Raw genomic sequence first — 12,869 nt, 5'->3', positions numbered from 1 at the left:
TTCGGACTTGGTCTTTGCTGGATCATAGAAACCATCATTGGCTAAATATGATTGCATATATTCAGAAATATCAATGTTGCTTAAGTTATTATCCGCTGTATATTCAACATTGATGTATGCTTCTTTATTTGAAATTGAGTATTTTATCTTGGTAAAAAGAAAAGGATCTGATGTAGATGTTCCAACATAATACATAGCCCATTCACTATTATTATTCACGGTTTCATTAGAATTCGTTTTTGAAGAATCAGAATCGCCACCGCCACATGCCGTGAGTAATAGTGATGATAAAATTGCGAACGAAAGTGCTTTAATTTTCATGTGTAATCCAAAGTTATAATAAAGTGATATAAAAAACACTTTGTAATAATAGGTATTTTTTATTTTTTGCAATATTGTTTAAACAATAGTCTATGAATGATTCTACTAGGCAAGACTTCTAAGGCTATATCAACTTATTTTTTCATACTCAAATAGTCGTTGTGTTGTAAGTTACGCAACGACATTTGTAGGTATTCATTTGAGTTTAGCTATTGAAGATAGACATGTTAACTTCTATTTTGACACAAAATTCATTCATTAAATTAAAGTGCTAATGGTTCTAAGCCTTTTACAATATCGTTAAATTCAGAGCCATTTAGCCAAAAGGATTTCTTTAAAAACAAGGTAGTCATAATACTTTCAGCATCGTCGCTGTTGGTATTTTCACAGAACAAACCATACTGACTGCCTAGGACGTTATTGTTTTCGATCAGGCGGATATAGTACGCATGTTGTTCATCTGCATAACCAAGAATTGCATCACGTTGAGTCGCCATTTTTATGTCTCCACATAGAAAATCATTCAATTAAGTGCATATTGTGACCAGAGAACTTATTGATAAAGATCAATACATTAGTAGAAAATTTTAGTTGGATTTTTCATTCTAAGTTATTGATTTATGATAAGTATATTGAATATCTTCTGACTTCCATGTACAACAAGATGGTTCAAAACTGATCGATAGCGTTATTGTTATGCAAAAATAAATTTACGTCAACTTGAATTTGTAACTTTTTCGAGTTATATTGATTTTACTGGTTTTATATAGCATACAGGATAAAAAATGACTAAAAAAGTGGAGTTTGAGCATGGAGGCGCTAGGGCAAATGCAGGGCGAAAGGCGCAGTTCAATGAGCCAACGAAAGTTATCCGTGTACCTGAATCTCAAGCTGATTTTATCAAAAATTGGTTACTCAAAAATTTCAAAAATGCACAACAGAGTGACTTGTCTACCTCATTGAATATTCAAACTGTACAAGCAAAAAATGATAAAATTTATCAAATTCCCTTAGCAACAGAGCGTGTTGCAGCAGGGATGCCAGTTGCTGTTCAAGATACGATAGAACAGTCTTTGGACATGAATGAATATTTAATTCGCAATGAAAACTCAACATTCATTGTCAAAGCCAATTCTTTGTCTATGCTAGATGTAGGCATTGATATTGAAGATCCTTTGGTTGTTGATCGGAGTCTTTCTGCAAAATCTGGCGATATTATCATTGCACGAATAGACAATGATTTTACGGTGAAACGTTTGATGATCGATAAACAGTTTGATCCACCAAAAGTCTGGCTTAAAGCTGAAAATCCTGATTTTAAAAATATTTATATAGAAGAAGGGCAAGAGTTTGAGATTTGGGGCGTTGTGACCTACAACTTAAAACCGATGCGCTAAATATTTCTATTTCATGGTTTTATCTTAGTATTATTCTTTGATGATTCAAGTTGATTATATTTTTTGTAGTCACTTTTTTAGCTTTATGTGCTTATTAACTGTGCCCAGTACGTCATTATTTGTCGTATTGGGTGTTTTTCAGCCTAGTATTCATCTCTATCTTAAATATAATAGATACTATAAACACGATGAGATCTAAGAATGAAAGATTTAAATAAGATACGCGAAACTTTAAAAAATATTCAAAATCGACAAAATAAGAATCAAGCCATTTTTTTAATTGGCATGGTAGATTTAAATGATTTAGATATTTCATGGCTAATTGATGAAAACTATATTGAAATTGATGATGCAATTTCTTATTTAGATAATAAGGATATTGTTTTTATTAAAGATATAACTTTTAAGGGTAAGAAACTTTTATATCAGCTAAGTATTTAATTGATTGAAAATTTTTTTAAAACAAAAATTTATTTTTTATCATAAGGTTAAGTGAATATACTAATGAATTAAGTCGGTTTGAAATAACAAAAAAATGCTTTATTTGATCCAAATCAATTTTGATTAATTGATTTGGATTTTTATTTAAATTAATCAAACATCATTATAGACCGTTTTTTAAATGCACTTTAAGTAGCAATTGCTTGTTTATTTTCTAATCTCACGTTAAATATAGATTGATAAAATTCGAAAATAAAAGGATTTAGAGTGAAAAGACCAAAGCATATTCACAAATCGGAATGGAAAGCGCGTTGTCAGTTGGCTGCACTGTATCGTTTGATTGCTCATTATAAAATGACGGATTTAATTGATACACACATTAGTCTGCGTGTTCCGGATGAACCCAATCATTTTTTGATTAATTGTTATGGTGTAACTTTTGATCAGATGACAGCATCAGATTTGGTTAAAATTGATCATGAAGGAAAGATCGTTGCAGACTATGATCAAGGGAAAATGGTCAATGTCGCAGGTTTTGTGATTCATTCTGCATTGCATCATGCGAATGAAAATATTCACTGTGTAATACATACTCATACCGCAGATGGTATTGCAGTTTCTGCTCAGGAGAAAGGTTTACTCCCTTTATCACAACATGCGCTCAAGTTTTATAATAATATCGCGTACCATGAGTATGAGGGGATTGCATTTTCTACCGAAGAACGTGAGCGATTGGTGAATGATTTAGGCGCACATCGTTGTATGATTTTGCGTAATCACGGGTTGTTGGCGACAGGGGACTCAATCGCACGAGCATTTCATGAGATTTATTTTTTGGAGCGAGCTTGTCAGGTTCAAATCAAAGCAATGAGTAGTACTAAATTGCATTACCCAAATAAAGAAGTGTGCGAATATACACTGAAGCAATTTGAAAGTGATGCTGCGGAACCTATTATTCATGCTGCTTGGAATGCAGCTTTATCACTCATTAAAGATCAAAAGAAAGATTACTGTTCTTGATTCATTTTTCAGAACTTCGTTAGGGTCTGTTGACATTTCATAAATAGCTTGCGTTGTCGGCTAAAATTGAGCAGACGAGGCATGAAGTGCAAAGAATGGTGGTTCCATTCTTAAACTTCATAACGAAGTTTGCGATAATTTTAGCCACAACCCTTCGGGACTAGTGTATTTTTTGCTGCTACTTCGTTGTGAACTACTCACTTAGAATAACTAAGTTTCGTATTTCACGCCTAGTATCAGCTAAAAAATACACAAAGTCGCAAACATAGACGAATTGTCAACAGACCCTAATTTCCAGAACATAAAAAACCTCCATATTGGCATATGGAGGTTTTTCTTTACCAACGATGATTAGTTGTTGAGATCAAACCAAATGAATTGGCTATTCTCTTTAGCAACAATGGTAGCATCTTCATCAAATAGATAAGCATCACCTGGTTTTACGATTTGACCTGCGATATCAATTTCACCTTCAATCACATGTACATAGTTGAACTTTTGAGTTGCTTTGACTTCAAGTGAATGACCATTTTCCAAATACGCTGCTTTGATTTCAGCATTTTGGCGTATATGCATAGGTGCATTATCATTCGGTCCTGCAATCAATTGCCATTCATTCGGTGACTTTTTAGGATCACGTTCAATTTGTTGATAATCCGGTTCAGCATCACGTACATTTGGAATCACCCAGATTTGAAGCATATGTACAGCTTCATCTCCCTGATTCATTTCACTATGTTGTACACCTGTACCAGCACTCATCAACTGCCATTCACCCGCATTGATATGGCGCTCATTACCCATGGTGTCTTTATGAGAAATTGTACCTTTGAGTACACAGGTCAAGATTTCCATATTGTCATGTGGATGAGTACCAAAGCCATTATGTGCAGCGATGGTGTCATCATTAATCACGCGCAATGAACCAACACCCATGTATTTAGGATCGTACCAACTCCCAAATGAAAAACTATGTTTGCTGTCTAACCAACCAATTTGGGCATGACCACGATTTTCACTGTGATGTAAGAATGTATTCATTTCAAATCTCCAATTCTTTATTTTTTAACTTGAGCTCAGTTTATGCTTTATATAATTGGGATAAAACTTTAAAAATACAACGTATCGTTCTGATTCTGAAATGATCAAAGATTAAGTTGAATCAGTCTTTTTAGTTAAGGCTTTTGATAGATTTTATTCTCGCTTATTTTAATAAAAATTATGAACTTGCGAGCAATCCGGGTGTCCCAATAAAAAACCAGTGTCTTAACACTGGTTTTTTTGATATGTACTGTAAATCAAAAATTATTCTAAGAATTTAACAGTAACACCAGACTTAACTTTTCGACCTAAATCATTGGCGTCCCAGTTGGTTAAACGAATACAACCATGAGAAGCAGTTTTTGAAATTGCTGAAGGGTTCGGTGTACCGTGAATACCAAATGATTTTTTGCTTAAACCAATCCAGATATTACCGACAGGACCATTTGGACCAGGTGGTAATGACAATGGTTTACGGTTATTGCCTTGTAAGAAGTTACTTGGTGAATATCCATACCATGGATTTGGAGCTACACCTGTAACTTTATATGTACCTGTCGGAGAAGGTGTGTCTGAGCTACCAATTGTTGCTGGGAATGATCCAACCATCTGATTTTGTGCATTAAACAAATAAAGTTGTTTAGCACCTTTATGGGCAACAATTAAATGAATATTTTCAGGTAAGTCATTACGGATATTGGTGACAATGATTTTTTCACCCGCTTTTTTGAAAGTTGCTTTAGGATTTAATTTCTTTAAGAAATCCTCATCCATATGGAACTTTTCACCCAACATTTCTGTGACACGAGTGTAATACAACCCTTTCATTTTGGCTTGTAATGCGTAATCACGTGGGATTGAAGCTGCATATGGACCTTTTAGGTCAGCATCTGTCAATGTGTATTCAACAAAAGCAGGTTTATTACCTTGTTTAGCGATTAAAGCATCCCATGTTTCTTTGGTGAGTTCACCAGTCGGTTTAATTCCGTTCATTTGTTGGAATGAAGCAATTGCTTTTAAAGTATTCATACCGCTAGAGCCATCAATTGCACCAGGCGAAGCATGTGAGTTATTTAACATTACATGCGCGCGCGCATAGACAGGGAACTGTCCTTTACCGATATTTTCATACCATGACGCGTTGTTCATACCATCTAAAGTCCAAGAGGCTTTAGGTGCATTTGTATTGCTGGCTGTTTTTGCTGTAGCAGGAGCTGTCGTAGTGGTAGCCGTTGGTGCTTGAGCTGTTTCTGAGTTCTTAGACTCTGTTTGTTCTAAATTTTGCAGTGTATCTGCTGCTTTATTTAAATCTTGTTGCTCTTGCGGGCTAATCTCGGTTTCAACATTTGATGCAGAGCTTTCAACAGCCAGTGGGTCAATAGGGTCTTCTACAGGAGCAGCAACTTTTTTAGGTGTGAGAGGTTGCTCTGCTGTAGATGCAGCAAGAGCTGTACCTGTTAATAAACAGCTTAAACTCAAAGCAAGAATTGAGCGAACGAACATGTAAATCAACCTTAAGAATTATTCATAATGTATAACAAAAAATCCAAGCAAGTATTACAGAAAATATAAGGTGTTGCAGTATTTGTTTTGTGTTGATTATATTTTTCGATAGAAAATTTTTGAGAAAAGTGATTTTGTTTTAATTTGAATATGAATCCACAATTTAAATCAATAAAAAACGCTGAAATTGAATGAATAAAAAAGTGAGAGAAATGATTAAATCACAAGCCTTTTTGCTATGATGGGGAGAATTTAATTTTTAGATTGGGAAAGTAAATGACGACCTTAAAAAATGATCGCTTTCTACGTGCCTTATTGCGTGAGCCCGTAGATACAACACCAGTATGGATGATGCGACAAGCGGGACGTTATTTACCAGAATATCGTGCAACACGTGCGACAGCAGGTGACTTTCTTTCCCTTTGTAAAAATAATGATTTTGCCTGTGAAGTGACTTTGCAACCTTTGCGCCGCTACGATCTTGATGCTGCAATTCTATTTTCTGACATTTTAACAGTTCCAGATGCATTGGGTTTAGGGCTTTATTTTGAAACAGGTGAAGGTCCTAAATTTCACAAAACAGTACGTACCGAACAAGATGTGGCGAATTTACCGAAATTAAATGCCAAGTCTGATCTTGATTATGTGATGAATGCGGTAACGACGATTCGTTCAGCGCTGGGTGGTCAAGTTCCTTTGATTGGTTTCTCAGGCAGCCCTTGGACATTGGCGACATATATGATTGAGGGCGGTTCAAGTAAAGATTTCCGCTTTACCAAACAAATGATGTATGCCCAGCCAGAAGTTCTCCATGCCTTGTTAGATCGTTTAGCAGACGCTGTCATTGACTATTTAAATGCTCAAATTGATGCAGGTGCACAAGCAGTACAAATTTTTGATAGTTGGGGTGGTGCATTAGCACATCGTGAATATTTAGAATTTTCATTGAAATACATGCAGAAAATTGTTGCAGGTTTAAAACGTGAAAATGAAGGACGTAAAGTGCCTGTGATTTTATTCACCAAAGGCGGTGGTCAATGGTTAGAACCAATGGTTGCAACAGGTGCAGATGCTTTTGGTCTGGATTGGACGACACCATTGAATGTTGCACGTCAAACAGTCAATGGTCGTGCGGCGCTCCAAGGGAACTTAGACCCAGCAACATTATATGGATCGGCTGCAACAATTGAAAAAGCCACCAAAGCAATGTTAGATGATGCTTATGCCAATGGTGAAAAAACAGGTTATGTAGCGAACTTAGGTCATGGGATTACGCAATGGGTTGATCCTGAACGTCCGAAAGCGTTTATCGATACTGTACATGAATATAGCGCGAAATATTTAGGTTAATGGAATATCTAAAAGACCTATGTTGATATTTTCATGATCTATTTCAAATCATTATTTGAATTCCTTTATAAGGCAGCATCGGCTGCCTTATTTGGTATTTTATTGCTCATAGCTTTTGTGTTGACAGCGCATATGGGAAGCCATGAGTTTTATGGTTTCTTTCGCTATGACTATTTACTATTTTATGCCCTGATCATTCAAGTGTGTTTGCTCTATTTAAAACTTGAATCATGGTCAGAAGCCAAAGTCATTGCTTTATTTCATATCATGGCAATGGGGATGGAGATCTTTCTTACGCACCCACAAATTGCATCTTGGCAATATCCTCAACCTGCGGTTTTCAAATTATTAACAGTCCCTCTATTTGCTGGGTTTATGTATTCAGCAGTGGGTAGTTTTTTTGCACGATCCTTACGACTCTATCAAGTTTCATTTTCAAAACTACCTAGTTTTGCCAATATGCTCAGTTTGGCAGTGTTGTCCTATATCAATTTTATGAGCAAGTTTTTTATTCCAGATTTTCGAAATTTACTTTTTTTATGGAGCGTTGTGATTTTTTGGAAAACCAAAATTCGCTTTGAATTACAACAACACCAATTTCAATTACCGATGCTTCCAGTGCTTCTTATTTTAGCATTCTTGATATGGATTGCAGAGAATATTAGTACCTTTTATAAAATTTGGTTATACCCAAGTCAAGTCGATGCTTGGCACATGGTCGGGTGGGGAAAACTAGGTTCTTGGTACTTATTGCTACTGTTAAGTCTCGTTTTAGTGCTCAAGATTCTTGGTATACGTACGAAAGGTGGTGATTGGTCACTAAATAAGTACAATAAATAGTCTTTGAATTGTCATATTTTGATTTGCTTATCTAAATTTATGTGATAAATCTAAACAGGTGTAATAGTGTTTACACAAAATTGAAAATAACAATTTACATATGTTGAGTTTAAAAATAATACATATGAAAATTCTGGAGAATTATATGTTAAAAAAAATCGCTTTAGCTGCTGTATTGGCTGCTGGTTCTAGTGTTGCAATGGCTGATCCAGATGTGGGTTGTGGTGTGGGTTCACAAGTGTGGGCAGGTCAATCTGGTAAAATTCCTAAAATTTTAGCTGCGACGACCAATGGTATTTTTACTAACCAATTATTAGGTATTACATTTGGTACTTTGGGTTGTAATGGCAATGGTAAAGTGACTGCACAAGCTGTAACGTTTACCAATGAAAACTCTGAAGCACTTGCTCGTGATATGGCTGTAGGTCAGGGTGAAAGCTTGAATGTTCTTGCTTCTTTATTAAACATCAAAGATGCAGATAAAGCGCATTTCAATGCTGTCGCTAAATCAAATTTCTCTAGTATTTATTCAGCTCAAAATCAAAATTCTCAACAAGTTCTTGCAGCACTTCAACAAGTAATGGCTCAAGATCAAGTATTAAAAGCTTACGTTTAATATAGAATCAACCCTGCCTTGTTGCAGGGTTTTTCTTGCCCAAATTTTATGAAACAAACGGTATTGGATACTAAATCTTTCAATATAAACATGAGAATTATATTTAAAATGGATTTATATTCATCCAATATCAACATGATATAACAACGAAAAATTGACGATTGAATGAAATATTTAGCATTGAGTTTAGCTGTAATCAGTACGTTTTCTACCATTCATGCTTATGCGGAATCTGTGGCTGTAGCTCCACAGACCATTGAGAATTATTTAAATATTGCTAAAGAAAAAAAATTAGATCAGCAAATTACATGGAAGCGTTTACTTTATGCAGAAGATTCATCACAGAGTGAAGTGAGTTATTCAGGCTATTTTTTCGCACAAGATGGGCGACAAAATATTCAACATGAGCTGAATGCTGACATCGCGGCTTTATTTCAAAATGCAGAACCGAACCAATCGATTCGTTGTCGATTACCCGCACGTAGCCAGTGGCTGATGCAACAACTCAATATTTCCGAGTCGCAATTACCTAAAGTTGAATGCCCTGAATTTGATCAATGGTATGGTCAAATCAAACCTCATAAAGCCACATTGATTTATGCCACGGATTTTATGGGTAATCCAAGCTCTATGTTCGGTCATACATTATTACGTATAGATCCCAAAGACCAAAAAGAACTGAATTTGGTTTCTTATGCAGTCAATTATGCGGCTACTGTGAATAGCGAAGATAATTGGTCTTATGCATGGAAAGGGCTGATTGGTAAATATCCAGGCGAATATTCGTTGATGCCATATTATCGTAAAGTCAAAGAATATGGTGATTTTGAAAGTCGTGATCTCTGGGAATATGAACTCAATTTAAACCCTGAAGAAACAGCATTTTTGGTTAAACATATGTGGGAAATGCAAAAGGTCAGTTTTCCATACTATTTTGTCAGTGATAATTGTGCCTATCGTTTATTGGGTTTAATTGATTTGGTTCGTCCAAGTTCAAATTTACGTAAACAATTTACTTATGCCTCAATCCCAATTCAAACCATTAAAGCCATTGATCAAGAGGGTCTGATTAAAGAAACGGTATATCGTCCTGCTTTAGAAACGCAACTCAATTCTCAAGCAAAGCAACATGGTCATGCCTTAGCAAAAAAAGCCCATCAAGTTGCGATGTTAGAACCCAGTGCAATGCAATCGGCGATAGCCAGTTATACGGAAGCAGATCGTGCCAAAATTTTAGAAATGGCGTATGACGACTTGTACTTACAATTTGTTGCACGTCAAGTGGATAGCACATTTACGCAGCCACGTTTTAGGCAGTTATTGGGTTTACGTAGCCAAATTCAAATTGAAAAACAACGCCAAGAACCTCAACGTCCTCAAGTTGATCCAGTGGATAGTCATGATTCACGTAAGTGGTCAGTTGAAGTGGGGGAGGTGCAGGGTGAAAAGTATATCGAGATTGGTCATCGCCAAGCTTATCACGAACTCAAAGACCCTCAAGGTGGTTTACGTACTGGGACGCAGTTGTTATTTTTAGATGGCACTGCACAGTGGCGTGATGATCAACTCAAACTTGAAGAATTGAATTTACTTACGGTTAATTCATACAATCCTATTACACCGTTTAAAACACCGATTACGTGGGGTTTTACATTAGGTTGGCAACAAGAAGCGCTTCAAAATGGTCAATTTAGTGAACATCAGCAACATGGTGTTGTGAGCAGTAAAGTGCAATCAGGTTATACCATTGCGGATGATGATCGAAAACACTTGTGTTATGCAGAATTGCAGACACAGTTGCAAGCAGGAAGCTCTCTAGATAAAGGATGGAGAGTAGGCGTGGGTCCGACCGTGGGTTGTCAAAATCTTTGGACAGATCGTTTGAATAGTATTGTGCAAGTTGAATTGCCCTATTGGCAGGATTCAAGTCAGTGGAATTTAAGACTCAATAGCACTTTGCAATATTCATTAAATAAACAAAATTCTTTAAATATCAATTGGGAATATCAGCAACAAAACCATTTGGATTGGCAAAAAATTGGTTTAGGTTTTGTGCATTATTTTTAAAGAATCTAAGAGTTAAATATGTATCACATCGATTTTCAGCAGACTATAGAACAATTATATCAACAGCTTAAACAAATCGAAATTGCAGACCCTAGCACGTGGAATATTTCCACAAATGGTTCTATGCAACATTGGCAGGATATTATTAGCCAGATTGAAGATACATTAGAATCAGAACTATTTTGGTTCGATACAGAACGTGATTTTGGTGAATATGATATTTATAGTTTCATTGAGCAGGCAATGCTACTCAAAGACTTTTGCCTTGAAATGACTTATCTATTACGTCTGAGTTATGATTTAGGTGTAGATCGTGAGCTTAGAGCTGAACTCTACCATACGATTTTAGATCTTTGGTTTGCCTATGCAGATCTATTGCTATTTATCCAGTCTGAAGATGAAACCTATAGCACGATAGCATTAAATTTAGATGTTGATTATAGCTTTGCACTATTACTGCTCAATTGCGCTATTGTGTTAGATCAAGGCGAGAGTGTTGTTAAAATAGTCGATGGTTTATTGCATTATCAAAATGATCGTTTATTGGATATTCTGAGTTATCCATATTTTGAAAATCCTTCAATCAGTGAGGATTATCAGATCACTTATCCTTACCAACAGTTAGATTCAATTTTAAATACCACTGTTGATGAAAAGACAATTTCGACCTATTTAACCAAAATTGCTCAAGATCAAGAAAGTGGTCGATATTTTGAAAAGAAACGATTTCATAAATTAAGCGTACTGGGTCAATGGAGTTTTGAAGTGCTTGGCTTATGTGCTGTCTACCAAATTGCCCCTACTTTATTTAAAGACTTTAAGTCGATGCCTTATACATTTTGAAAATTTGCAATCATGTCTATTGAGTCTGCATGATTTTTACATATTGAAATAATTGATGATGTTTTGCCTATTGTTGATCAGGTTTAGTCAATGATTGGCAAAATGCACCATCTATAAAAATAAGATCAATGCTTCTGACAATTGACCAAAAAGCTTACAAAATTTAAAACATAAGTTAGCTACAGCACAATGTATGATCCAAAAAGTTGTGGTGTGTGAATAAAAATAAAACCAATTCAAAGGAAATGTAATGTCCGCTTTAAATATTCCACAACTTGTCGCACCAATGATTCCTCGCACTTTATTCAGTGCTGAACATGAACAATTCCGTCAAACTGCACGGCGTTTCTTTGAAACTGAAATTGCACCACACAATGAAAAATGGGCAGCACAGCAGCATTTAGACCGTAATTTATGGAATCGGGCAGGTGAATTAGGCTTGCTATGTTGCACGATGCCTGAAGAATATGGTGGCTCAGGTGTAGATCGTTTGTATTCAATGATTTTGATGGAAGAACAGGCACGCGTCGGAGATTCTGCATCAGGCTTTTCGCTACATTCGGATATTGTGGCAAATTACATTAATAACTTTGGAAATGAGCAACAAAAGCAAGATTGGTTGCCGAAAATGGCAACAGGTGAGGTGGTTGGTGCAATTGCGATGACTGAGCCAGGGACGGGTTCTGATTTACAAGCATTGCGTACCACCGCAGTTGAAGATGGTGATGATTATATTATTAATGGTTCTAAGATTTTTATTACCAATGGTTATCTGTGTGATATGGCTGTGGTTGCGGTCAAAACAGGTAAGGGCGAGAGCGAAGCACAGAATGTATCTTTGGTGGTGATTGAAGCATCTCGTGCCGGATTTACCAAAGGGAAACCATTGAAGAAAGTGGGTTTGCATGGTCAGGATACGTGCGAATTGTTCTTTGATAATGTGCGTATTCCAAAAAGTAATTTATTGGGTATGGAAGGCATGGGCTTTATCATGTTAATGAAAGAGTTAGCATGGGAACGGATGATGATTGGTATCATTTGTGCAGCAGGTGCAGAGTTTGCTTTGGCAAGTACAGTGGAGTATGTCAAACAGCGTAAAGCGTTTGGAAAGCCTGTTTCTGCATTCCAAAATACTCGTTTTAAATTGGCGGAAATGCGTTCTGAAGTTCAAATTGCACGAACGTTTGTTGATCAGTGTATGCAGCTTGTTTTGAAGAATGAACTGTCAATTGAAGCCGCATGTACAGCGAAATATTGGGTATCAGATCTTGCCTGTAAAGTGGTTGATGAGTGTCTGCAATTGCATGGTGGCTATGGTTATATGATGGAATATCCAATCGCCCGTGCGTATTTGGATATGCGTCCAAATCGTATTTATGGTGGTACCAATGAAATCATGAAAGAGTTGATTTCACGGACGATTTAAATAG

General features: G+C 36.1%; 12 protein-coding genes and 1 pseudogene. 9 read left to right on the top strand and 4 right to left on the bottom strand.

What is annotated here, in order from left to right; translation table 11 throughout:
* Both EXE10_RS14595 and EXE10_RS14590 read right to left on the bottom strand, forming a co-directional pair.
* Positions 1-321: pseudogene (locus EXE10_RS14595) on the bottom strand (hypothetical protein); the annotation flags it as partial.
* A 263-nt stretch (positions 322-584) separates the two neighbouring features.
* Positions 585-818: a hypothetical protein gene (locus EXE10_RS14590; RefSeq protein WP_068972834.1), complete on the bottom strand. Its 234-nt coding sequence runs from the start codon at positions 816-818 to the stop codon at positions 585-587.
* 288 nt (positions 819-1,106) lie between these two features.
* Here EXE10_RS14590 and EXE10_RS14585 point away from each other — a divergent pair, with 288 nt between their 5' ends.
* The 3 genes from EXE10_RS14585 (at position 1,107) to EXE10_RS14575 (ending at position 3,179) form a co-directional block, all read left to right on the top strand.
* Complete coding sequence (locus tag EXE10_RS14585; protein ID WP_068972835.1) at positions 1,107-1,718, top strand: LexA family protein; 612 nt, start codon at positions 1,107-1,109, stop codon at positions 1,716-1,718.
* 201 nt (positions 1,719-1,919) lie between these two features.
* Complete coding sequence (locus EXE10_RS14580) at positions 1,920-2,159, top strand: hypothetical protein (protein WP_130113851.1); 240 nt, start codon at positions 1,920-1,922, stop codon at positions 2,157-2,159.
* A gap of 267 nt (positions 2,160-2,426) precedes the next feature.
* Positions 2,427-3,179 carry a class II aldolase/adducin family protein gene (locus EXE10_RS14575; protein WP_130113850.1) on the top strand — a complete coding sequence of 251 codons (753 nt, stop codon included), beginning with the start codon at positions 2,427-2,429 and terminating at the stop codon, positions 3,177-3,179.
* A gap of 351 nt (positions 3,180-3,530) precedes the next feature.
* On the opposite strand, the gene EXE10_RS14570 is transcribed toward EXE10_RS14575, so the two are convergent.
* Both EXE10_RS14570 and EXE10_RS14565 read right to left on the bottom strand, forming a co-directional pair.
* Complete coding sequence (locus EXE10_RS14570) at positions 3,531-4,220, bottom strand: pirin family protein (RefSeq protein WP_068976118.1); 690 nt, start codon at positions 4,218-4,220, stop codon at positions 3,531-3,533.
* A gap of 264 nt (positions 4,221-4,484) precedes the next feature.
* Complete coding sequence (locus EXE10_RS14565; protein ID WP_130113849.1) at positions 4,485-5,723, bottom strand: L,D-transpeptidase family protein; 1,239 nt, start codon at positions 5,721-5,723, stop codon at positions 4,485-4,487.
* A gap of 276 nt (positions 5,724-5,999) precedes the next feature.
* On the opposite strand from EXE10_RS14565, the gene hemE reads away from it, so the two are divergent.
* The 6 genes from hemE to EXE10_RS14535 all read left to right on the top strand — a co-directional run bounded on the left by hemE (position 6,000) and on the right by EXE10_RS14535 (position 12,865).
* Positions 6,000-7,073 (top strand): uroporphyrinogen decarboxylase, encoded by a 1,074-nt coding sequence (hemE, locus tag EXE10_RS14560; RefSeq protein ID WP_130113848.1) that lies wholly within the window; start codon positions 6,000-6,002, stop codon positions 7,071-7,073.
* Positions 7,074-7,106: 33 nt separating this feature from the next.
* Positions 7,107-7,913: a DUF817 family protein gene (locus tag EXE10_RS14555; RefSeq protein WP_130113847.1), complete on the top strand. Its 807-nt coding sequence runs from the start codon at positions 7,107-7,109 to the stop codon at positions 7,911-7,913.
* 145 nt (positions 7,914-8,058) lie between these two features.
* Positions 8,059-8,529 carry a DUF3015 family protein gene (locus EXE10_RS14550; RefSeq protein WP_068976114.1) on the top strand — a complete coding sequence of 157 codons (471 nt, stop codon included), beginning with the start codon at positions 8,059-8,061 and terminating at the stop codon, positions 8,527-8,529.
* A gap of 165 nt (positions 8,530-8,694) precedes the next feature.
* Positions 8,695-10,596, top strand: coding sequence for a DUF4105 domain-containing protein (locus EXE10_RS14545; protein WP_130113846.1), 1,902 nt, complete (start codon positions 8,695-8,697; stop codon positions 10,594-10,596).
* Between the two features lie 18 nt (positions 10,597-10,614).
* The gene (locus EXE10_RS14540) at positions 10,615-11,439 is read left to right on the top strand and encodes a PoNe immunity protein domain-containing protein (protein WP_130113845.1); all 825 of its coding nucleotides are present in this window, start codon (positions 10,615-10,617) and stop codon (positions 11,437-11,439) included.
* A 250-nt stretch (positions 11,440-11,689) separates the two neighbouring features.
* On the top strand, positions 11,690-12,865 hold the full coding sequence (locus EXE10_RS14535; RefSeq protein WP_087553977.1) for an acyl-CoA dehydrogenase family protein: 1,176 nt from the start codon (positions 11,690-11,692) through the stop codon (positions 12,863-12,865).
* Positions 12,866-12,869 lie beyond the last annotated feature (4 nt).

The sequence above is a fragment of the Acinetobacter sp. WCHAc060033 genome (assembly GCF_004209125.1).
Taxonomy (GTDB): Bacteria; Pseudomonadota; Gammaproteobacteria; order Pseudomonadales; family Moraxellaceae; genus Acinetobacter; species Acinetobacter wuhouensis.
The sequence above is the reverse complement of the archived record's forward strand: the minus strand, read 5'-3'. Positions and strand labels throughout refer to the sequence as shown.